The sequence below is a fragment of the Frateuria aurantia DSM 6220 genome (genome assembly GCF_000242255.2).
Classification (GTDB): Bacteria; Pseudomonadota; Gammaproteobacteria; order Xanthomonadales; family Rhodanobacteraceae; genus Frateuria; species Frateuria aurantia.
The window spans coordinates 1,632,200-1,651,405 of the sequence record NC_017033.1; the positions used below are offsets into that span (position 1 = coordinate 1,632,200).

Annotated in this window: 19 protein-coding genes; 13 read left to right on the plus strand and 6 right to left on the minus strand. The window is 64.0% G+C overall.

Features of this window, described 5'->3' with window-relative positions:
• Positions 1 to 142 precede the first annotated feature (142 nt).
• From FRAAU_RS07630 to FRAAU_RS07640, 3 genes are all read left to right on the plus strand, one after another.
• Positions 143 to 1,339 carry a lipase family protein gene (locus tag FRAAU_RS07630; RefSeq protein ID WP_014402965.1) on the plus strand — a complete coding sequence of 399 codons (1,197 nt, stop codon included), beginning with the start codon at positions 143 to 145 and terminating at the stop codon, positions 1,337 to 1,339.
• A 127-nt stretch (positions 1,340 to 1,466) separates the two neighbouring features.
• Entirely contained in the window at positions 1,467 to 2,261 is a 795-nt protein-coding gene (locus tag FRAAU_RS07635) for a thymidylate synthase (RefSeq protein WP_014402966.1), read from the plus strand.
• Entirely contained in the window at positions 2,261 to 2,782 is a 522-nt protein-coding gene (locus tag FRAAU_RS07640) for a dihydrofolate reductase (RefSeq protein ID WP_014402967.1), read from the plus strand. The genes FRAAU_RS07635 and FRAAU_RS07640 overlap by 1 nt, the downstream gene beginning before the upstream one ends.
• A gap of 33 nt (positions 2,783 to 2,815) precedes the next feature.
• On the opposite strand, the gene tcuC is transcribed toward FRAAU_RS07640, so the two are convergent.
• Entirely contained in the window at positions 2,816 to 4,105 is a 1,290-nt protein-coding gene (gene tcuC, locus FRAAU_RS07645; RefSeq protein WP_014402968.1) for an MFS transporter, read from the minus strand.
• A 291-nt stretch (positions 4,106 to 4,396) separates the two neighbouring features.
• Here tcuC and FRAAU_RS07650 point away from each other — a divergent pair, with 291 nt between their 5' ends.
• Positions 4,397 to 4,717: a non-heme iron oxygenase ferredoxin subunit gene (locus tag FRAAU_RS07650; protein ID WP_014402969.1), complete on the plus strand. Its 321-nt coding sequence runs from the start codon at positions 4,397 to 4,399 to the stop codon at positions 4,715 to 4,717.
• Between the two features lie 59 nt (positions 4,718 to 4,776).
• Here FRAAU_RS07650 and FRAAU_RS07655 read toward each other — a convergent pair whose 3' ends face one another.
• Complete coding sequence (locus FRAAU_RS07655) at positions 4,777 to 6,204, minus strand: sensor histidine kinase (protein ID WP_014402970.1); 1,428 nt, start codon at positions 6,202 to 6,204, stop codon at positions 4,777 to 4,779.
• Positions 6,205 to 6,209: 5 nt separating this feature from the next.
• Positions 6,210 to 6,890 (minus strand): response regulator, encoded by a 681-nt coding sequence (locus FRAAU_RS07660; RefSeq protein WP_014402971.1) that lies wholly within the window; start codon positions 6,888 to 6,890, stop codon positions 6,210 to 6,212.
• 183 nt (positions 6,891 to 7,073) lie between these two features.
• On the opposite strand from FRAAU_RS07660, the gene FRAAU_RS07665 reads away from it, so the two are divergent.
• Positions 7,074 to 7,511: a hypothetical protein gene (locus FRAAU_RS07665; RefSeq protein WP_014402972.1), complete on the plus strand. Its 438-nt coding sequence runs from the start codon at positions 7,074 to 7,076 to the stop codon at positions 7,509 to 7,511.
• Here FRAAU_RS07665 and FRAAU_RS07670 read toward each other — a convergent pair.
• Together FRAAU_RS07670 and FRAAU_RS07675 are read right to left on the minus strand one after the other, a co-directional pair.
• Complete coding sequence (locus tag FRAAU_RS07670; RefSeq protein ID WP_014402973.1) at positions 7,505 to 7,930, minus strand: HIT domain-containing protein; 426 nt, start codon at positions 7,928 to 7,930, stop codon at positions 7,505 to 7,507. The two genes, FRAAU_RS07665 and FRAAU_RS07670, sit on opposite strands and share 7 nt — an antisense overlap.
• Positions 7,927 to 8,589 (minus strand): dienelactone hydrolase family protein, encoded by a 663-nt coding sequence (locus FRAAU_RS07675; RefSeq protein WP_014402974.1) that lies wholly within the window; start codon positions 8,587 to 8,589, stop codon positions 7,927 to 7,929. Before FRAAU_RS07675 ends, FRAAU_RS07670 begins: the two co-directional genes overlap by 4 nt.
• A gap of 208 nt (positions 8,590 to 8,797) precedes the next feature.
• On the opposite strand from FRAAU_RS07675, the gene rimO reads away from it, so the two are divergent.
• The 3 genes from rimO (at position 8,798) to FRAAU_RS07690 (ending at position 11,818) form a co-directional block, all read left to right on the plus strand.
• Positions 8,798 to 10,114: a 30S ribosomal protein S12 methylthiotransferase RimO gene (rimO, locus tag FRAAU_RS07680; protein ID WP_041270460.1), complete on the plus strand. Its 1,317-nt coding sequence runs from the start codon at positions 8,798 to 8,800 to the stop codon at positions 10,112 to 10,114.
• A gap of 6 nt (positions 10,115 to 10,120) precedes the next feature.
• Positions 10,121 to 10,945, plus strand: a complete 825-nt coding sequence (locus FRAAU_RS07685) for a DUF3025 domain-containing protein (protein WP_014402976.1) — start codon at positions 10,121 to 10,123, stop codon at positions 10,943 to 10,945.
• 300 nt (positions 10,946 to 11,245) lie between these two features.
• Entirely contained in the window at positions 11,246 to 11,818 is a 573-nt protein-coding gene (locus tag FRAAU_RS07690; RefSeq protein WP_014402977.1) for a hypothetical protein, read from the plus strand.
• An 84-nt stretch (positions 11,819 to 11,902) separates the two neighbouring features.
• Here the strand turns inward: FRAAU_RS07690 and trxA are convergent, their stop codons facing one another.
• Complete coding sequence (gene trxA / locus FRAAU_RS07695; RefSeq protein ID WP_014402978.1) at positions 11,903 to 12,769, minus strand: thioredoxin; 867 nt, start codon at positions 12,767 to 12,769, stop codon at positions 11,903 to 11,905.
• 209 nt (positions 12,770 to 12,978) lie between these two features.
• Here trxA and FRAAU_RS07700 point away from each other — a divergent pair, with 209 nt between their 5' ends.
• From FRAAU_RS07700 to leuS, 5 genes are all read left to right on the plus strand, one after another.
• Complete coding sequence (locus FRAAU_RS07700) at positions 12,979 to 13,548, plus strand: paraquat-inducible protein A (protein WP_014402979.1); 570 nt, start codon at positions 12,979 to 12,981, stop codon at positions 13,546 to 13,548.
• Positions 13,545 to 14,168, plus strand: a complete 624-nt coding sequence (locus FRAAU_RS07705; protein WP_014402980.1) for a paraquat-inducible protein A — start codon at positions 13,545 to 13,547, stop codon at positions 14,166 to 14,168. The genes FRAAU_RS07700 and FRAAU_RS07705 overlap by 4 nt, the downstream gene beginning before the upstream one ends.
• Entirely contained in the window at positions 14,155 to 15,834 is a 1,680-nt protein-coding gene (locus tag FRAAU_RS07710; protein ID WP_014402981.1) for a PqiB family protein, read from the plus strand. The genes FRAAU_RS07705 and FRAAU_RS07710 overlap by 14 nt, the downstream gene beginning before the upstream one ends.
• Positions 15,831 to 16,448 carry a PqiC family protein gene (locus tag FRAAU_RS07715; protein WP_014402982.1) on the plus strand — a complete coding sequence of 206 codons (618 nt, stop codon included), beginning with the start codon at positions 15,831 to 15,833 and terminating at the stop codon, positions 16,446 to 16,448. The genes FRAAU_RS07710 and FRAAU_RS07715 overlap by 4 nt, the downstream gene beginning before the upstream one ends.
• A 108-nt stretch (positions 16,449 to 16,556) precedes the next feature.
• Positions 16,557 to 19,202, plus strand: coding sequence for a leucine--tRNA ligase (leuS, locus tag FRAAU_RS07720; RefSeq protein ID WP_014402983.1), 2,646 nt, complete (start codon positions 16,557 to 16,559; stop codon positions 19,200 to 19,202).
• Positions 19,203 to 19,206: the final 4 nt, after the last annotated feature.

The following is a 19,206-nucleotide window of genomic DNA, read 5'->3' on the forward strand; positions in this document are numbered from 1 at the left end:
ACGGCCAGCGCATCCGGCCATGTCGTGCCGAGCTTGCAGATGCCCTCTGACTGAGGCAGCATCGGGCGGGCATATCTATTGGCGACAGGTCTTCGGATACTGTCGTTCCTGCTGTCGGTCTTCACCACAGGAAACAAGCCGCATGAAAAGCCTCGCGCTCATGGTCTCCTCCGCCGTGCTGTTCTGGGCGGCCTCGTCCGGAGCCGCCTTTGCCGACACCCCGGCACCGGTCGCAGCGGGCCAACTCCGCGCCACCGAGCCGCTGAAGCCGGCCTGGTCTATTCCTGCGGCCGGCAAGGCGCTGGCGATCCGCTATACCTCGACCAATGGCGTCAGCGGCGAGGGTGTGGCGCAGGTCACCGGCGAAGTGCTTTATCCCCCGGGACCGGCACCTAAGGGCGGCTGGCCGGTGGTGGCCTGGGCCCATGGCACGGTAGGCATCGCCGATCAGTGTGCACCTTCGGTCAATCCGCACTCGGCCCGCGACAAGGTCTATCTGGGCGAGTGGCTGAAGCGGGGTTTCGCGGTGGTCGCCACCGACTATCAGGGCCTGGGCGGGGAAGGCGTGCATGCCTATCTGAATACCCGGGTGGAAGCTTACAGCGTGCTGGACAGCGTGCGTGCGGCCTTGTCGGGACTGCCCGAGCTGCGCAACGAGGTGATGATCGTCGGCCAGTCGCAGGGCGGCGGCGCCGCCTTCGCGGCCACCGCCTGGGCGCCGCAGTACGCGCCGGATCTGCATATCCGCGGCACGGTCGCGACCGGCATTCCGTTCATGACCCCGCAGGTGGTGGATGCGCTGTTCAAGGCCGCCCGCAGCCAGCCGGCCAAGGCCCGGCCGGCCGGCAGCGTCGATCCCACGGTGGCCTATCTGCTGCTGATCGGGGCGGCCGAAGCCGAACTGGATCCGAAGTTTGATCCGGCCACGGTGTTCACGCCCAAGGCGATGCCGGCCTTCCGTCAGGCCTCCCAGGTCTGTCTGAAGAATCTCGGCGAGGTCGTCCGCAAGGACGGTCTGACCCCCTCGAATGCCTTCACCGCGGATACGCCCAAGGCACTGGCGCCGGTATTGAAGAGTCTGATGTACCCGACCCTGAAGCTGGCCACGCCGCTGTTTATCGGCACCGGCACGGCGGATCGGGATGTCTCGCCGCTGGGTCAGGTGGCCCTGGCCAAGGCGGCCTGCAAGGCCGGCACCCTGGTGCAGTTCCACGAGTATCCCGGCAAGGATCATTCCGCGACGGTGCTGGCTTCGTTGCCCGACTCGGCGACCTTTGTCAGGACGGTGATGAGCGGACAGACGCCACCCTCCAGCTGCGCGGCGCTCGACGCGCACTGATCGAGGCACCGTTTGACCACGCGTCACGAAACTGGGCGTGGTCACTCAGCCGGTACCTTGCACGGGCGCGCAGGCAGCGGCGAAGCGTCGGCTTCCCGCTGCTGCCCGGGCTGGCTATCATGTAAGGATGCAAGCCTATCTCGATCTGCTTCGCCATGTGCTCGACCATGGCACCCTCAAGGATGACCGCACCGGCACCGGCACGCGCAGCGTGTTCGGCTGGCAGATGCGATTCAATCTCGCTGACGGCTTTCCGCTGGTCACCACCAAGAAACTGCATCTGAAATCGATCGTCCACGAGCTGATCTGGTTTCTGCAGGGCGATACCAATATCGGCTACCTCAAACAGCACGGAGTGCGGATCTGGGACGAATGGGCCGATGCCGAGGGCAATCTCGGCCCTGTCTACGGCAAGCAATGGCGCTCCTGGCCCACCGCCGACGGTGGCGAGGTCGACCAGATCCGCTGGGTGATCGACGAGATCCGCCGCAATCCGGATTCGCGCCGCCTGATCGTCAGTGCCTGGAACGTCGGCGAACTGCCGCAGATGGCGCTGATGCCGTGCCATACGCTGTTCCAGTTCTATGTCGCCGACGGCAAGCTCAGCTGCCAGCTGTACCAGCGCTCGGGCGACATCTTCCTGGGCGTGCCCTTCAATATCGCCAGCTATGCCTTGCTGACCCATATGGTGGCCCAGGTCTGCGGTCTGCAGGTCGGCGATTTCGTGCATACCCTGGGCGATGCCCACCTCTACAACAACCATGTCGAGCAGGCGCGCGAGCAGCTGATCAGGGCGCCGTTCCCGCTGCCGCAGCTGCGTCTGAATCCGGCGGTCGATTCGATCTTCGATTTCCGCTTCGAGGATGTGGAAATCCTCGGTTATCAATCGCATCCGGCCATCAAGGCTCCGGTGGCGGTCTGATGGCGGGCAGCATTACTCTGAGCATGGTGGTGGCCATGGATCAAGCCCATGCCATTGGCATCGAAGGACATATGCCATGGCATCTTCCGGACGATCTGCGCTGGTTCAAGCAGGTGACGCTTGGCAAGCCGGTGCTGATGGGGCATGCCACCGCGATTTCCATTGGACGCAGCTTGCCGGGCAGATTGAATCTCGTGCTGTCACGGCGGAATGGGGCGGCACCGTTTGATGGCCAGCAGCGGGTGTCTTCACTCGAGGAAGCGCTTGAGGTCTGTCGGGATGCGGGAGCGGCCGAGTTGATGGTGATCGGTGGTGGCCAGGTCTATGCGCAATGCATCGAGCGGGCGGATCGCCTGTATATAAGCCACATCAAGACGAAGGTTGACGAGGCTGATACATGGTTTCCCGAGTTTGAATGGCATCAGTGGCGCGAAGTATCCCGTCAACCGCACCCGGCCGATGCACAGCATGTCTTCGCCTTCGACATGATCACGCTGGAGCGGGTGCAGGCCTCGGTCTGATCCTGTGATGGTCACTTGCCCGGCCGCGGCTTTTCAGCCGCGGATGCGGCTGGCCAGGTAACGGGCACGCTGACGCGACAGTCCAAGGCAGGCCAGCAGTCCGCAGAGGGCCGCCAGACTCAGCCACAGACCAGGGGCGGCCCGCTGGCCGGTTTCCTGGATCAGGGCGGTGCAGATCATCGGGGTGAAACCGCCGAAAGTGGCGGTGGCCAGGCTGTAGGCCAGCGAGAATGCCGTAGTGCGGACCTCGGGCGGCATCCATTCGGTCAGTGCGACCACCATCGCGCCGTTGTAGCTGCTGTAAAGCAGGGACAGCCACTCACCGGCAAGCAGCAGCCGCAGGAACGAAGGTGCGACCGTGACCCAGTGCAGCAGGGGCCAAGCCAGCAGCAAGGTGAGTCCGGTGCTGCCCAGCAGCAAGGGCCGGCGCCCGATCCGGTCCGACCAGCTGCCCATCACCGGCAGCCAGAAGAAATTGGAGGTCGCGATGCAGGCGGTGATCACCAGACTCTGGATGTCGCCCAGGTGCAGCACGTCACGACCGAAGGTCGGCATATAGGCGCTGATCATGTAGAAGGCGACGGTAGTCATCGAGACCATGCCCATCCCGGCCAGGATCAGCCAGGCATGCTCGCGCACCGAGCGCATCACGACGTTGAGTGGCGGTGGCGGTCCGCGGTGGGCGAATTCGGGGCTTTCTTCCATATGCCGACGGATCAGCAACAGGGCCGGGACCACCAGGCAGCCGATGACGAAGGGCAGGCGCCAGCCCCAGGCCTCCATCTGCCCTGCGCTCAGCAGACGATGCAGCAGCAGGCCGAGCATGGCGGCAAACAGCACGGCCACCTGTTGGCTGGCGGACTGCCAGCTGACATAAAAGCCCTTGCGTCCGGGAGGGGCGATTTCAGACAGATAGACCGAAACGCCGCCCAACTCGACGCCGGCGGAAAAGCCTTGCAGCAGACGGCCTGCCAGCACCAGCAGCGGCGCAGCCAGGCCCAGCGTGGCGTAGCCGGGCGTGGCCGCGATCATCAGGATACCGACAGCCATCAGACTCAAGGTCAGCATCAGGCCGCGCTTGCGCCCATGCCGGTCGATATAGGCGCCCAGCAGCAGCGCACCCAGCGGCCGGGCCAGAAAGCCGGCACCGAAGGTGGCGAAGGTCAGCATCAGGGAGGCGAAGGCGCTGCCGGTCGGGAAATAGGCGCGGGCGATATCATGGGCATAAAAGCCGAACACCATGAAATCGTACATTTCCAGAAAGTTGCCGGAGACCACGCTGAAAATGGCCTTGGCGCCGGATGGATTGGAAGATTTGGACATGGGCCTGCTGCGTGGCTGGGCGGTGTGCCATGGCGCGCCGGGGCTGGACAAGACGCCTCCGGAGGAAGCGTCGACGAAGCGGGCGCGAGCTTCTTGTTCACCGATGGAGTCTGGCCGCGCCGCCGTGGTGCCGCGACATATTAGCGCAGCATGGGCTGCAAAAATCATGGATGAAAAACTTTTCATGTCTCTGGCGAGCGACGCCTTCGACGCAGGAGTAGGATGGCGGCCGGAATGGCCCGCGGCAGGCGATGTTTCGACCCGGGCCGGCATCGAACAGGAGAGGCGTGAATGGGTGACTGGATCATGGTGGGCACGCGCGGCGAACTGCTGCCGGGCGAACACAGGGTGGTGTGGGACGGTGATACCGCGATTGCGGTCTTCAATATCGAGGGCGAGCTGTATGCGATCGAGGACCAATGCACCCATGACTCACTGGAAATGGCCAGCGGCGAACTTGATGGCCACGAGCTGGTCTGCCCTTGGCACGGCGCCCGCTTCGATCTGCGCACGGGGGCGGCGCTGTGCGCGCCGGCTTATGAGCCGGTGGCGACCTTCCCTGTCAAGGAAGAGCACGGTGCGATCTGGACCCGTGACAATCGCCAGGATTGACGAGGGCGGCCTTGGTACGCGGCAGGTCCGGTCCGATACGGCTAGACGGGTTCCGGCCGTCAGGCCGGTTCGGCAGGATGGGCCGGAAAGCGCAGCTCCACCACCAGGCCGCCTTCGCTGCCTGAGTGGTAGCGAAGAGCGGCGCCATGGTATTCGGCAATTCGCTGGGCAATGGCCAGTCCCAGTCCGCTGCCGTCACCGCCGCCGCCGGGGACCCTGAAAAAGCGTTCGCCGAGCTGGCTGAGATAGGCCGAGGGCACGCCCGGGCCGTTGTCTTCGACGCTGAGCAGGATTTCCCCTGCTGCCTGGCTCAGGCGCACCGTCACCATGCTGCCGCGCCCGGCGTAGCGCAGCCCGTTGTCGATCAGATTGTCCAGCAGCTCCTGCAGCTGGGTCGGCGAACCATGCATCCAGATCGGCTGGCTCAGGCCCTCGTAGCCCAGGTCGATGCCGGCCGCGATCGCCTCCTGTACGCGCAGGCCGACCAGTTCGGGAATCAGGGTCGCCAGATCGATGGTCTGATCGGCCAGGTCATGGACCTGGGTGCTTTGAGCCCGCGTGAGGGCTAGCAGCTGGCTGGTGGATCGGCTCGCGCGCTCGACCAGTCGCTGGATCTGGCCGATGGCGTCGGCGGTTTCTTCCGGTGTCTGCGGGCGCTGCAGACGGTCGGCGTGGACACGAAGCCCGGCCAGGGGGGTGCGCAACTGGTGGGCCGCGTCGGCGATAAATCGTTCCTGCAGGTTCAGCATGCTGCGCAGACGGCCGAACAGGCCGTCGATGGTGCGAGTCAGCGGCTGGACCTCTTCGGGCACGTCGGCATCGGTGATCGGTGCCAGATCGTGTTCGCGGCGGGCCAGGCGTTCGGTCAGCGGCTGCAGTTCGCGCAGACCGTGATTGACGCCGAACCAGACCAGGGCAAACATCGCCAGAATCAGTACCGTTTGGGTAGGTATGGCCAGCAGCAGGATTTCACGTGCCCGGCGGCGGCGATCTTCCAGGGTCTCGGCCACGCTCACGGTCAGCAGGTCGGAGGGTTCGTAACGATTCGGCATCACCAGCGCGGCAACGCGGATCTTGCGGTCGAAAAAACGGGTGTCATACAGCACCGCACCACGATCAAGCTGAGGCGGATGGTCGGATGGAGCCAGATCATCACTGCCGGTGGTGATGCCGTGGCGCATCGAGCGGATGCTGAAATAATTGCGGCCGTCGGGATCGTATTCCAGCAGAAAACGCGCCTGGGCGGTCAGCTTTTCGCCCGCCGGCCGCTGATTCAGCAGCTGCGCCAGCGCCATCGCGCTGTCGACCAGGTTGCGGTCGTGAATGCGGTTGGAATAAGCCAGAGCGCCCAGGTAGGTGACGGCGGCGCCGGCAACCAGCAGCATCATCAACGGCAGCAGCAGAAACAGCAGCAGCCGCCTTCGCAGGCTGCGGCGGCGGTCACCGGCAAGCCAGTGACGAGGCCAGGACAGGGCAGGCGCAGGCATCGTGCTCACGGGGAGGGTTCCGTGTCCTCCTCCAACAGATAGCCCAGACCACGGATGGTGCGGACATTGGCTCCGGATCCCGACAATTTGCGGCGCAGCCGATGGATGGCGATGTCCAGACCATTGTCGGTCAGCTCTTCGTCCCAGCTGCAAAGGGCCTCCACCAGTTGGGCGCGACTGGTGACCCGGTCGGGGCGGCTGGCCAAGGCTTCCAGCAGGCCGAATTCACGGGCCGTCAGCTCCAGGGGTTCATCGTCGAGCCAGATCCGGTGTCCGGGCAGATCCAGACGCAGGCGGCCGATCTGCAGTTCGGGCATGCCCTGAGCCGAGGCCCGGCGCAGCAGGGCGCGGACTCTGGCTTCGAACTCCACCAGGGCGAAGGGCTTGACCAGGTAATCATCGGCGCCCAGATCCAGAACTCTGACCCGTTCGCGCAGGCCTTCCCGGGCGGTCAGGATCAGTACCGGCAACTGGGTGCCGCGCTTGCGCAGGCGCTGCAAGATCTCGCTGCCATCGAGTCCGGGCAGGCCCAGGTCCAGTACGGCCAGATCATAAGGCGTATCGCGCAGCGCGGTGTCGGCCTGGCCGCCGTCAGTCATATGATCGACCGCATGCCCGCCCTGGCGCAGCGAGGCGCAGACACCGGAGGCAATCGAGGGATCATCTTCAACGACAAGGATACGCATGGGGCAACGGGCTGCTCTGGCTGGTGGATGAGTCGGCGTTCGTGGCTGCCGGAACGGAACCATGAACGACAGCGTCTTGCAGGGAGTGTAACCGGCGAGGCCTGAAGCGTGGCAACAGCTGGTTCAGTCGGGGCGATGCATAATAAAATCCGCTGCAACGACTTCCCTGCCGGACAACAGGCCATGAAACAGATCGCGTGGGTGTGGATGTGGGCCGGACTGCTTGCCGCTGCCCCGGTGCTGGCACAGGACGATACCCTGAATCTGCAGGTCCCGCAGGCGCGGATCCGCTATGGCTCGTCGCCCGCCGCGCCGACCAGCGCCGAGGCCCCAGGTGCCTACTATGGGGATCATTCCAACAGCAGCTCGGATCTGGCCGCCAACGATGGTCATCTGCCTCCGCCTGATCGCAAGACCCATGTCAGCGGCAGTGTCAGTACTGGCTTCTATTCAGGCAGTCGCGGGATGGGCAGCGGCATGTGGAATTCGGCCGAACTGAATGTCAGCAAACCGGTGGGTGATCATACGCTGATCAATGTCTCGATCGGCGTCAGCAAGATGAACAGTTTCGGTGGCCGCCCTGGCTGGGGTGGCCATGGTCCGGGCTGGGGCGGCTACTGAGCCGCCAGGCCCAGTTCCCGCCGCAGATCCAGGCTGATCCGGCCAGCCGCCGCCGGCTCCAGCGGCTGCCGCTGGCCATGCCCCCAGACCGGGCCAGGCCAGGCCGGATCGTCCCGACGACGGGCCACCACGTGGATATGCAGCTGTGACACCACATTGCCCAGGGTGGCCAGATTGAGCTTGTCGCAGGGGGATACGGCCTTGAGCACCTCAGCTACCTTGTGCACTTCGCGCCACAATCCGGTCCGGGCGGCCTCGTCCAGGTCCAGCACCTCGACCAGCGCCGGGCGCTGCGGCACCAGAACCACCCATGGGTAGCGAGCGTCGTCCATCAGGCGCAGCTCGCACAGTTCCAGGGTGCCCAGCGGCAGGGTGTCTGCCGCCAGGCGCGGGTCCAGCACGAAAGTCTGGGGAATCATGCGCCGAGGTGCTGGCTGAAGAAAGCCAGAGTGCGCTCCTGCGCCAGCTTGGCCGCTGCGGCATCGTAGCTGCCGCGGCGGTCGCAGTTGAAGCCATGGTCGGCATCATAGACGTAGACCGGCGCGTCCGGATTGGCCTTGCGGACCTGCTCGCGATCGGCCGCCGAGATATGTGCGTCGTGTTCACCGTAATGGAACATCAGTGGCGCCTTGGCGACCTGGTCGGTGAACAAGGTGTTGCGGCCGCCGTAATAGCTGACGGCCGGCAGACCCAGCTTGATCGCGGCCAGATAGGCCAGTGAACCGCCCCAGCAATAGCCGACCACGCCGACCTTGCCGGCATGCGCGATTTCCCGAGCTGCCGCGGCGATGGCGGCCAGCGGTCGCTCGAAGCCCAGCTTGCCGACAAAATCCAGACCTTCGGCCAGGCCATCTGCGGTGTAGTCCAGCTCCACGCCGGGCTGGATCGGATCGAACAGGGCCGGGGCGATGGCCAGCCAGCCTTCGCGGGCATAGCGGTCGGCCACATCACGGATATGGGCGTTCACGCCGAAGATTTCCTGCACGATGACCAGGCCGCCCTTGGGTGTGCCTTCGGGCGTGGCGAGGTAGGCGCTGAGCTGATCGTTGCCGGCGGTGAGCTGGATCGTGGTTGCCATGATGGGTCTCCGATGGGCGGTGAAGGGAAGGATCAATCGATGCCGTCATGCATGATAACTCGCGGCTCGCGAGGTTTGCCGGTTGCCATCATCGGGGCGGTCGGGCGGCAGGTGCCACGGATGCCTTCGGGGCCGGAAGGCGGCTCATTTCATCGAAAGACTAAATCACGGTAAACTTTCGGGTTTTACGCGTGACGGTGCCAGCGACATGAGCAAGCCCCATCGAGTAGGTATGGTTTCACTGGGCTGCCCCAAGGCCCTGGTGGATTCCGAGCGGATTCTGACCCAGCTGCGGGTCGAGGGTTATGAACTGGTGCCCAGTTACACCGAAGCCGATGCGGTGGTGGTGAATACCTGCGGCTTTATCGATGCCGCCGTGCAGGAGTCGCTGGACGCGATCGGCGAGGCGCTGCACGAGAATGGCAAGGTCATCGTCACCGGCTGCCTGGGCAAACGCTCGGAGCTGATCCGCGAATCCTATCCGGAAGTCCTGGCGATCAGCGGTCCCCAGGATTACGCCAGCGTGATGGAGGCCGTGCATCAGGCACTGCCGCCGCAGCGCAATCCCTTGCTGGACATCATTCCGGATACCGGCATCAAGCTGACGCCCAAGCACTACGCCTATCTGAAGATTTCCGAAGGCTGCAATCACCGCTGCAGCTTCTGCATCATTCCCTCCATGCGCGGCGACCTGGTCAGCCGGCCTGTCGACGAAGTGCTGGTCGAAGCCGAGAAGCTGGTGCGTGGCGGAGTCAAGGAGCTGCTGGTCGTCTCGCAGGATACCAGTGCCTACGGCGTCGATGTGCGTTATGCCGAGCGGCAGTGGCGTGATCAGGCCTGGCGGACCCGCATGACCGAGTTGTGCAAGGGGCTGGGCGAGCTGGATGCCTGGGTGCGCCTGCATTATGTCTACCCGTATCCGCACGTCGATGAACTGATGCCGCTGATGGCCGAGGGACGGATCCTGCCGTATCTGGATATGCCGTTGCAGCATGCCAGTCCGCGCATCCTCAAGCTGATGAAGCGGCCAGGGGATATCGATCGCACGCTGGAGCGCATTGCCAAATGGCGGCGCGAAGTGCCTGGCCTGACCTTGCGCAGCACTTTTATCGTCGGCTTCCCCGGCGAGACCGATGCCGAGTTCGAGGAGCTGCTGGATTTCCTGCGGGAGGCGAAACTGGACCGGGTCGGCGCCTTCACCTACTCGCCGGTCGATGGCGCACCGGCCAACGATCTGCCGGGTGCGGTCTCCGAAGAGCTGAAGGAAGACCGCCTGGAGCGCTTCATGGAAGTGCAGGCGGAGATTTCGGCGGCGCGGCTGCGTGAAAAGGTGGGTCAGACCATCCGGGTCCTGATCGACGAAGTCGGTCCGGGGCATGCCGTGGGTCGCTCTTCGGCCGATGCGCCGGAAATCGATGGCGTGGTGCATATCGGTCAGGCTGATGGCCTGAAGGTCGGCAGCTTCGCCACGGTAAAGGTGACCGGTGCGGATGCCCATGACCTGCACGCAGTCGTGGCAGACTGATTCGACATGCGCTTTCGCGCACCTGAACGCGAGGCGGTAAATCCGGCGGTGTTCCGCCGGCCGCCGTTGCGGGACTGGCTGGGCGATCATGCCGACTGGCTGATGGGCCCTGACTGGCCTGATGCCGGGCAGCTCACTGCCGCCTTGCCGATGCCGGGCCTGAGGTTTGTGCGGCAGGATGCGGCGCTGCTGGCGGACGGTCTGCATTACGAGGCACGCATTGCCTTGCATGGCGCGATCGCGACACGCCCGGAAAACTGGCATGACCTGTTCAACGCCCTGATCTGGCTGCGGTACCCAGGCCTGAAGCAGGCTCTGAACCTGCAGCAGATGCTGGAAATCGACAAGGTCGGAGCACGTACCCGCAGCCGGGTGCAATGTGCCTTGACCCACTTCGACGAGGCCGGGGTGATGGTGCGCCTGCGTGATCCCGCCTTGCTGGCCTTGTGGGATCGACATGATTGGGCCGGCCTGTTTCTGGACCAGCGCGAGGCCTGGCGGGATGGGCGCATCGAATGCCGGATATTCGGCCATGCCTTGCTGGAGCATGCCCTGGTCAGTGGCGCGCTGCTGGTGGGCAAGGCCATGGTGGTGCTGGATCAGCGACCGGTATGGCCGGCAGACACTTCGCTGGCGGCGATTCTGGCAAGCGAGATCGCCGACGGGCGTCAGCTGCGTGATCCGCAGGCGTTGCGGCCTTTGCCTCTGTCCGGTATCGCCGGCTGGTACAAAGACGATCCCGGGGTGGATTTCTACCGGCAGGCACCCTGTTTCAGGCCGTTGCGGCCCGGCCGTGCTTACCCGTCACCGATTCTGGCTGGCGCTGATTGATGCCGAGGCGGCCATCCGGTGGATGGTTGCCAGCCTGCATTTTCCTGTCCGGCACGAAGGTATCGTCAGCAGAGTGTGTCGGTTTCTACCGAGCTGACGACCGGCTGTCCACCGCGGATGCCTGATATGCGTTGTGCCATTCAGCGCGATGCCTGCCAGCCGACCATGCGCGTCGCGTTTCTGCGGAGCGCTGCGCATGGTTGCTCGAACTGTGGCAGCATGGTCGCCTCGGCCGGCATCCCGCGTAGACCTGCGTTTCCGTATGGATCGGGTATCCCAGCGTTTGATCAGGAGTGATACATGAGGTTCTCATCCCGGCGCGGCGCGCCGCGTATTTCGTCACGCTGGCTGCGCGGCTCCATGGTGCTGCTGCTGTCAGTGGCGCCTCTGGCCTACGCTCAACAGGGCGGGGGGCCGCCATTGCCGGCGGCTGATCTGCAGGCGATTGATCGCTACACTCTCAATGAGGACGTGTTGCAGCGCCTGATGGCCGTGGTCAAGGAAGGACATGCTCTGGGCATCCATCCGACACAGCCTGCGGCAGACCAGCAGCGTGAGCCCTACAGTCTGGATGCCATCGCGGCCCAGGCGGTGGCGGCTGATCCGCGGATCGCGCCACTGCTGGCCCGGTACGGTTTCACGCCCCGTCAGTTCCTGCTGACCAATATGGCGATGAGTACAGCTGCGCTGGCGGTGCAAGCCAAGCAGCATCCGGAGCTTGCCGGTTATGTGGCCGGTCGCCACATCAATCCGGCCAATGTGGCTTTCTACGAGACGCATCTGACCGAGATCGCGGCTTTTCTTCGTTCCCAGCAGGGTGCCGCCGATCCCGCTGGCACCGGTACGGCTGCCGGCAGCCAGTCCGGATCCTGAGCCAGAAGGGCAGGACCCGGGGGCTTCCCTTCCGGGTCCGCCGCATTCAGCCGGTTCGTCTCGGCGACTGGCGGAATGGGCCCGTCAGAACAGCAGCGAGGCCATCCGCCGGCGATAGCGGCCGACCAGGTCCAGGTCCTGCAGCAGGCTGAAGGCCTTCAGCAGGCGCTGGCGGGCCTGTCCATCATTCCAGTCACGGGCATGCTGCAAGATCAGCAGCCAGCTCTGCAGTGCGGTTTCGGCCTGGCCACCGAAGAAATGGCGCAGTGCCAGCTGGTCGCGGGCGGCCCAGTCCTGCTCGTCGTCTGCGATCTGCTGCGCGAGGGCTGCATCATCCGGGCTGGCGGTCAGTTCCTGGCTGAATTCCAGTGCCGCGCGCAGCCGCAAGACGCGTGCATCTTCGGCGATATCGGCCGGCAGGCTCTCCAGCAACGGCTTCATGTCGGCGGGGCGGCCTTCGTCCAGCAGCGCCTCGGCCAGATCCAGCTTGAGATCGCTGCGCTCCGGTTCCGCAGCCAGCGCGCTCTGCAGCCGGCGGATCGCCGCGGCAGGACTTTCCTCGGCAGTCTCTTCTTCAGCCGCCGGTTCCTGAGCGGAGGGTGCTTCGATGTGCTTGTCCAGAAATTCCCGCAGCTGGCCTTCGGTCAAGGCGCCGCTGAAACCGTCGGCGATCTCGCCGTTCTTCAGCAGCACGACGGTGGGAATGCTGCGGATGCCGAACATGCCGGCCAGCTCGCCGTTCTGGTCCACATCGATCTTGGCAAGGCGGAAGGCGCCCTGATATTGAGCGGCCAGTTTCTCCAGCATGGGCCCCAGGGTCTTGCAGGGCTCGCACCAGGTGGCCCAGAAATCAATCAGGATCGGGGTGCTCAGTGAGCCCTGGACAACATCGGACTCGAAGTTTTCCTGGTTGACATCAAATACATGGGGGGCGGAAAGGTCGGTACTCACTATGATTTTCCTGCAAGGATCAGCGATGATTTTCTGGGATATTTGGGCAGTGCCAGTCATTGCAAGGGAATGGAAATGACAAGGGCGTGGCGTGAAGCCGCCGGCTTTGCGAAAATACCCTGATGAGCGCGACCACAAATCATGATCGACCTACGGCATCCGTCCCTGTGCCGGGGGTGGGGTACTGGGTTTGCGAGGAGTGTGACAGCGTGTTCAGGCGCTGCGCGCTGGGACCGGGCGAAAGTGCCCGCTGCAGTTGCTGCGGGGCGGTGCTGGAGAAGGTGCCGCGGGTCAGCGTCCGCGGCATGCTGGCGCTGGTGCTGACGGGTCTGGCCCTGTTTCTGATTGCCAACACCACCGCCATTTTCAGTCTGCAAATGGGCGGGGCACGTCATAGCGCCACGGCCTTTGAGGTCATTTCCACGATGTGGTCCGATCATTTCTACATCGTGGCGCTGGTAGTGGTGCTGACTCTGGTGTTGGCGCCTTTGATGAAAATCCTGCTGCTGTGCTGGCTGTTGTTTTTCGCCGTGCGCGGCCGGCGGGCGCCGGGTTTCAAGTGGCTGATGGTGGTCCTGCATCATGTCCGGCCCTGGACCATGATCGAGGTCTTTGTGCTGGGCGTGCTGGTTTCCATCGTCAAGGCCGAGCTGTATTTCACGGTCAGCACCTCGCCGGGGCTGTTTGCCTATGCGGGCATCATGATTCTCATCACCATGTATTCTTCGTTCGATATCCGCATGTTGTGGGATCTCCCGCTGGAGGAGCGTTCATCTTGAATCAGCCGCCACGTGCCCGTGACATGGGCCTGCTGGCCTGCCATGTGTGTGGTCAGATCAGTCGCAATGTCAAGGCGGAGTCGATGCTGTGTCCGCGTTGCGGCAGCTCGCTGCACCCACGCAAGCCGAACAGTCTCGCTCGCAGCTGGGCCTTGCTGCTGACGGCGATGCTGCTGTACCTGCCGGCGAATCTGCTGCCCATCATGCGCACGGCCAGTCCAGGGGATATCGATGACAACACTATCCTGTCCGGGGTGGTGGAGTTGTGGAACAACGGGTCCTGGGATCTGGCCATTCTGGTGTTCACCGCCAGTATCGTGGTGCCGGCCTTGAAGTTCGTGGCCTTGTCCTTGCTGCTGCTGAGTTGTCAGCGAGGCTGGGGTGGCTGGGTCAGGGGCCGGGTGCGTCTGTATCGAGTTCTGGAATTCATCGGTTACTGGTCGATGCTGGACGTTTTCGTGGTCGCGCTGCTGACGGCCGTGGTTCGCTTTGGCTCGCTGAGCAAGGTGGAGCCGCTGCCTGGCGTGATCTTTTTTTCGCTGGTGGTGGTCCTGACCATGCTGGCATCAAAGAGTTTTGATCCAAGAGCGATTTGGGATGGGAAAGATGGATCCAAATAATCCGCAGGGCACCGGCAGCGGGGATGTGCCGACACCGATCATCAAGCGGCGAAGCTGGTCGGACTATCTGATCTGGCTGCTGCCGGCGCTGGTGGCCGTGATCGGTCTTTCGCTGCTGATCCATGGCTGGCTTTCACGCGGGCCCTCGATCGACATCACCTTCCAGACGGCTGATGGTCTGGACACCAACAAAACCCAGGTGAAGTACAAGAACGTCGTCATCGGCACCGCCAGCAATATCCGGCTCAGCCCGGATCGCGATCATGTCGTGGTGACAGTGGACCTGAATGACGACGCGGCGAAGTTCGCCACCAAGGGCAGCCGTTTCTGGGTGGTGCGCCCGCGTATCGGTGCCGGTGGCGTATCTGGTGTCGGCACCTTGTTTTCCGGCTCGTTCATCGCCGCGGATGTCGGCAACACCCAGATTCAGCAGACCCACTTCAAGGGTCTGGAAACGCCGCCCTCGGTGCTCCACGGGGTGCCCGGCAAGCAGTTTGTGCTGCATGCCGATGATCTGGGGTCGCTGGATATCGGTTCGCCGATCTATTATCGCCGCATCCAGGTTGGTCATGTCGCATCCTACGAGCTGGATCCCGATGGCCGGCATGTCTCGCTGCGGGTCTTTATCGACAGTCCCAATGACAAGTACGTGACTGGCGATACCCGCTTCTGGAATGCCAGCGGCTTCGATGTCGCGCTGGGTTCAGACGGCTTGAAGGTACAGACCCAGTCGCTGACCTCGATTCTGGCCGGCGGCATCGCTTTCGGTCAGCCGATGCGCAGGGTCCAACCGCCGGCGGCTGATGAAAATGCCAGTTTCCAGCTGTTTGGCGACCAGGCCACCGCCATGGCGCCGCCCGACGGCGAGCCGATGTACGTGCACTTCGACTTTCCGCATCCGCTGCGCGGTCTGAAAACCGGGGCCGACGTTGAATTTCTGGGCATTCATGTCGGCAAGGTGGTCAATCTCGGCCTCAATTACGACGCTGGGAAGCACACCTTTCCGCAGTTGGTGGGGGCGGTGATTTATCCGCAGCGCCTGGGCAAGGCTTACGAGCAGCTGCAGCAGGCCGTGGGCAAGCACGGTGCCGAGCCGGCGATGAGCGAGATCTTCTCGCGGATGATCGAGCATGGTCTGCGGGCCCAGGCCAAGTCGGGCAATCTGCTGACCGGACAGCTGTACATCACCATCGACTTCGTGCCGCATGCCACGCCGGTGGCCTTCGACAAGAACCGTCAGCCGCTGGATATTCCGACGGCCCCGGGCGGGCTGGACCATCTGCAGGACGAGGTCGGCGAAATCGTGGCCAAGGTCAACAAGATGCCCTTCCAGCAGATCGGGGAGCATCTCAATGATTCGCTGGCCGGTCTCAGCACGATGTTGAAGAACGTCAATGCCGACACCTTGCCGCAGCTGAACAAGACTCTGGCGTCGGCGCAGCAGACGATGGGCACGGCCAACAATGCTTTCGCCAGCGATTCACCGCTGCAGCAGGGGCTGGGTGGTAGTCTGCATCAGCTGCAGCGCGCGGCCGAATCTCTGCGTTCGCTGACCGACTACCTGGGTCGTTATCCCCAGGCCTTGCTGCGCGGCCGTCCGGCCGATCCGGCTTACAAGGCCACGCCTGCGGCCCGTTCCAGTGAAACTCCGAGGAGCCAACCATGATCCGCCTGTCCCGTCTCAAGGGCGCATTCTCTGCCGCCGTGTGCGCCTTCGGGCTGGCAGCCTGTTCTTCAGCGCCGATCCATTACTACACCCTGGTACCGTCAGCTCCTGCCGGCGCCCGGGCGCCGACCGCGGACTTCGCTTTCGAACTGCTGCCGGTACAGCTGCCGGCCGATGTCGACACCCCGCAGCTGGTCGTGCGTGATGGCCAGTCCGGTGAGCAGCTGATGGACAACGAGCACTGGATTGCGCCGCTGTCCGATCAGATCCAGCAGGCGCTGTCCGCACATCTGAGTCTGGATCTGTCGGCGCAAGACCTGACCGGCCTGCCGCAAGGCCAGCGGCATGTGTTGCGGGTCCGGGTCAATGTTCGCCGCTTCGAGTCCATGCCCGGCCAGCACGCGCTGCTGGAGGCCGCCTGGGTGGTGCATCCGCTGTGGCAGGGGCAGGGCCATGATCTGGTCTGCAGCAGCCTGATCAGGGTGCCGGTCACGGCGGGTTACGAGGCCTTGATGCTTGGTCATCAGCAGGCGCTGGCGACCTTGAGCCGGCAGATCGCCAGCGTGGCCGCGCCGCTGGCCAGCGGCCTGACTCCGGCCTGTCCGGCAGGTTGAGCGCTTCCCCGCTTGGCGCAGGCGCATCGCTTCGGCTAGGCTGACGGGTTTTCAGCCCCATCCGCGTTTGGCGGGTGGGGCCTCAACTTTCTGGCACGACAAAAAACTATGCACGAGCAAAACGATCAGGTCAGCGCAACCACGGCCAACGAGTCCGCCTATGCGCCGGGCGCGGTGGAGCAGGCCGCCCAGCAGTACTGGGAGGCCGAGCGCGCCTATGAAGTGACCGAGAGTGATCCGCGTCCCAAGTTCTATTGCCTGGCGATGCTGCCGTATCCCTCGGGTGCTCTGCATATGGGCCATGTCCGCAATTACACGATTGCTGACGTGATCAGTCGTCATCAACGCATGAATGGCCGCAATGTGCTGCAGCCGATGGGTTGGGACGCTTTCGGACTGCCTGCCGAAAATGCCGCGATCAAGCATAAGACGGCTCCGGCGGCCTGGACCTACCAGAATATCGAGCATATGCGCGGCCAGCTGAAGTCGCTGGGCTATGCCATCGACTGGACCCGCGAGGTCACCACCTGCAAGCCGGACTATTATCGCTGGGAACAGCTGATGTTCACCCGCTTGATGAAGAAGGGTCTGGCCTACCGCCGCAACTCGGTGGTGAACTGGGATCCGGTGGACCAGACCGTGCTGGCCAACGAGCAAGTCATCGATGGTCGGGGCTGGCGTTCCGGCGCGGTGGTGGAGAAGCGCGAAATTCCGCAGTGGTTCCTCAAGATCACCGATTATGCCCAGGAGCTGCTGGACGGTCTGGACACGCTGGATGGCTGGCCGGAATCGGTGAAGACCATGCAGCGCAACTGGATCGGTCGCTCGGAAGGTCTGGAAATCGAATTCGCGGTGGAGGGCGAGGCCGAGCCGCTGAGCGTGTTCACCACCCGGCCGGATACCTTGATGGGGGTCAGCTTCGTTTCCATCGCCGGCGAGCATCCGCTGGCGCTTAAGGCCGCCGAGACCCGTCCCGAGCTGGCCGCCTTCCTGGCTGATCTGCGGCAGGGTGGCGTGTCCGAAGCCGAACTGGAAACCCAGGAAAAGCGGGGCATGGCTACCGGCCTGTTCGCCATCCATCCGGTCAGCGGCGAGCCGGTGCCGATCTGGGTCGCCAATTTCGTGCTGATGGGCTATGGCACCGGCGCAGTCATGGCGGTGCCCGGCCATGACGAGCGCGACCATGCCTTTGCCCTGAAATACGCGCTGCCGATCCGCCAGGTGGTGGCGGTCGAGGGCGAATCCGAATATGACGCCGCACAGTGGCAGGCCTGGTATGGCGACAAGACCCGTGCCGGCCTGCGACTGGTCAATTCCGGCGAGTTGGATGGTCTGGATCATCGCGCGGCCTTTGATCAGCTGGCGACCCGTCTGGAGGCCGCCGGCAAGGGCCGCCGCCAGGTCAACTGGCGCCTGCGCGACTGGGGTGTCAGCCGCCAGCGCTACTGGGGCTGCCCGATTCCGGTGATCTACTGCCCGTCCTGCGGCGCGGTACCGGTCCCTGAGGACCAGCTGCCGGTGGTGCTGCCCGAAGATGTGGCTTTCTCCGGCGTGCAGTCACCGATCAAGGCCGATCCGGAATGGCGCAAGACCTCATGCCCGCAGTGCGGTGGGGCGGCCGAGCGCGAAACCGATACCTTTGACACCTTTATGGAATCGAGCTGGTATTACGCCCGCTATACCAGCCCGGGTGCCAGCGACCTGGTCGATGAGCGCGCCAACCACTGGCTGCCGGTGGATCAGTACATCGGCGGCATCGAGCACGCCATCCTGCATCTGCTGTATTTCCGCTTCTATCACAAGCTGATGCGCGACGAAGGGCTGGTGAAGTCCGACGAGCCCGCCACCCGCCTGCTGACTCAGGGCATGGTGATCGCGGAAACCTATTACCGGCACGAGGCCAATGGCGGCAAGACCTGGTTCAACCCCGCCGATGTGATCGTGCAACGTGATGATCGTGGCCGTATCACCGGTGCGGTGCTGGCCGGTGACGGTCTGCCGGTGGAAGTGGGGGGCGTCGAGAAGATGTCCAAGTCCAAGAACAACGGCGTCGATCCGCGGGCCATGGTCGAACGCTTCGGTGCCGATACGGTGCGGCTGTTTTCGATGTTCGCGGCCCCGCCGGAGCAGTCGCTGGAATGGAACGAGGCCGGTGTCGAAGGCATGGCGCGCTTTCTGAAGCGGGTCTGGCGCGATGCTTCGGCCCATGCCGCCAACGGCCCTCATGCCGTTTTGGATGCGGCCGCACTGGATGCCGGTGCCAAAACGCTGCGGCGCCAGACCCACGAAACCATCCAGAAGGTCTCCGATGATCTGGGCCGGCGCCAGTCCTTCAATACCGCCATCGCGGCGCTGATGGAGCTGACCAATGCCCTGGCCAAGTACGACGGCCAGGGCGCGCAGGCGGATGCCGTGCGTCAGGAGGCTTACGAGACTCTGGTGTTGCTGCTGAATCCCATCACCCCGCATTTCAGCCATGCTCTGTGGCAGGTGCTGGGCTATGCCGAGCGGATTCTGGACGACCAGCCGTGGCCGGTGGTGGACAGTGCCGCCCTGGTCCGGGATTCTCTGACCCTTGCGGTGCAGGTCAACGGCAAGTTGCGTGCCACCATCGAAGTGGCGGCCCAGGCCGGGCGCGAGGTGATCGAGCCGCTGGCGCTGGCCCATCCGCAAGTCCAGTTGTTTCTGGAGGGGCTGACCATACGCAAGGTCATCGTGGTCCCTGGCAAGATCGTCAATATCGTTGCAGGATAAGACA

Coding starts and splice junctions, on each gene's coding strand:
- FRAAU_RS07630 (WP_014402965.1), top strand. CDS start 143: ATGAAAAGCCTCGCGCTCATGGTCTCCTCCGCCGTGCTGTTCTGGGCG.
- FRAAU_RS07635 (WP_014402966.1), top strand. CDS start 1,467: ATGCAAGCCTATCTCGATCTGCTTCGCCATGTGCTCGACCATGGCACC.
- FRAAU_RS07640 (WP_014402967.1), top strand. CDS start 2,261: ATGGCGGGCAGCATTACTCTGAGCATGGTGGTGGCCATGGATCAAGCC.
- tcuC (WP_014402968.1), bottom strand. CDS start 4,105: ATGTCCAAATCTTCCAATCCATCCGGCGCCAAGGCCATTTTCAGCGTG.
- FRAAU_RS07650 (WP_014402969.1), top strand. CDS start 4,397: ATGGGTGACTGGATCATGGTGGGCACGCGCGGCGAACTGCTGCCGGGC.
- FRAAU_RS07655 (WP_014402970.1), bottom strand. CDS start 6,204: ATGCCTGCGCCTGCCCTGTCCTGGCCTCGTCACTGGCTTGCCGGTGAC.
- FRAAU_RS07660 (WP_014402971.1), bottom strand. CDS start 6,890: ATGCGTATCCTTGTCGTTGAAGATGATCCCTCGATTGCCTCCGGTGTC.
- FRAAU_RS07665 (WP_014402972.1), top strand. CDS start 7,074: ATGAAACAGATCGCGTGGGTGTGGATGTGGGCCGGACTGCTTGCCGCT.
- FRAAU_RS07670 (WP_014402973.1), bottom strand. CDS start 7,930: ATGATTCCCCAGACTTTCGTGCTGGACCCGCGCCTGGCGGCAGACACC.
- FRAAU_RS07675 (WP_014402974.1), bottom strand. CDS start 8,589: ATGGCAACCACGATCCAGCTCACCGCCGGCAACGATCAGCTCAGCGCC.
- rimO (WP_041270460.1), top strand. CDS start 8,798: ATGAGCAAGCCCCATCGAGTAGGTATGGTTTCACTGGGCTGCCCCAAG.
- FRAAU_RS07685 (WP_014402976.1), top strand. CDS start 10,121: ATGCGCTTTCGCGCACCTGAACGCGAGGCGGTAAATCCGGCGGTGTTC.
- FRAAU_RS07690 (WP_014402977.1), top strand. CDS start 11,246: ATGAGGTTCTCATCCCGGCGCGGCGCGCCGCGTATTTCGTCACGCTGG.
- FRAAU_RS07710 (WP_014402981.1), top strand. CDS start 14,155: ATGGATCCAAATAATCCGCAGGGCACCGGCAGCGGGGATGTGCCGACA.
- FRAAU_RS07715 (WP_014402982.1), top strand. CDS start 15,831: ATGATCCGCCTGTCCCGTCTCAAGGGCGCATTCTCTGCCGCCGTGTGC.
- leuS (WP_014402983.1), top strand. CDS start 16,557: ATGCACGAGCAAAACGATCAGGTCAGCGCAACCACGGCCAACGAGTCC.